Origin of the sequence: Teichococcus aestuarii, assembly GCF_003116135.1 — a bacterium.
In the GTDB taxonomy this organism is placed as follows: domain Bacteria; phylum Pseudomonadota; class Alphaproteobacteria; order Acetobacterales; family Acetobacteraceae; genus Pseudoroseomonas; species Pseudoroseomonas aestuarii.
On record NZ_PDOA01000072.1, the window covers coordinates 1 to 856 of the forward strand.

Genomic DNA, 856 nt, shown 5'->3' on the forward strand with positions numbered 1-856 from the left:
CCTAGGCGACGTGGACAAAGGTGCTTCACACCCTGAACCTGAGGTGATTCAAGGCTGCCTCCTGAAGGGAGGCGCCGGTGCTGCGAGGTTTGCTGACGGACGAGGAATGGGCCTTCTTCGAGCCCTTCGTGGTCGAGACCGGCCCCTTCCGCGGCCGCCCGCCGGGTGGTCACCGTCGGGTGTTGGATGCCATCTTCTGGGTGGCGCGCACGGGCATTCCCTGGCGCGACCTGCCGCCTGAACTGGGCAACTGGAACTCCGTCCACCGGCAGTATCGGCGCTGGACCACCTCAGGCCTGTGGGATGTGCTGCTGCAGGCGCTGGCGGATGGTGGCGGCGATGCTGACACCTTGCAGATGATCGACAGCACCATCGTCCGCGCCCATCACTGCGCGGCTGGCGCAAAAGGGGGCCTCATCGCCAGGGTCTTGGACGCTCGCGCGGTGGCTTCTCGACCAAGATCCACCTTCGCACCAATGTCCATGGCCTGCCGATCAGCCTGACGCTGACGCCGGGCGAGGCGCATGACAGCACGGCGTACGGCGTGCTGATGGAGGAGCGGGACAGCGACCCCGGCATCATGCTCGCGGATCGCGGCTACGACAGCGATGCCATACGGCAAGATGTGCGCGACCGTGGCGGCCAACCGGAAATCCCAACCAAGCGGAACAGGCGCATCCAGCACAGCGTCCAGCGGCCTCTCTACGCGCTGCGCAATCGCATCGAGCGCTGCATCAACCGCCTGAAGAACTGCCGCCGCGTCGCTACCCGCTACGACCACACCGCCAGCAGTTTCCTCGGATTTGTCCAACTCGCTGCCATCCGCCTATGGATCAGCTTTGTCCACGCCGCCTAG

The 856-nt window shown here is 65.7% G+C and carries 1 pseudogene; it reads left to right on the top strand.

Features of this window, described 5'->3' with window-relative positions:
• Nucleotides 1-128: 128 nt before the first annotated feature.
• A pseudogene (locus CR165_RS24170) lies at nucleotides 129-856 on the top strand (IS5 family transposase).